Here is a 296-nt window from a genome sequence, read left to right on the forward strand (position 1 = left end):
TTGGCTTCGTCCCAGTCAGGTTTGTATCGCATCACCGGGGTCCTCCCGCGACAAGAGCTTGCACATGAAAGGCAAACTCGTGTCCGACAATTTCCTGCCCGCCACTCCCCGAGCCGAACGACAAGAGCTCAGCGGCCCCGACTGTTCGGGGTCCGCTCTCGCGTCTTCTCGGGCGTATCCTTCACTTCTCGCCTGGTCCTTGCGAATAGACCATATCAGCATAGAGCGTTGCCGTCCAGCCGTAGTCGTGGAACACCTGGTGGTACGGACTGTCATCGGGTGCACATCTTCCTTTG

The sequence above is a fragment of the Candidatus Glassbacteria bacterium genome (genome assembly GCA_019456185.1).
Classification (GTDB): domain Bacteria; phylum Gemmatimonadota; class Glassbacteria; order GWA2-58-10; family GWA2-58-10; genus JAJRTS01.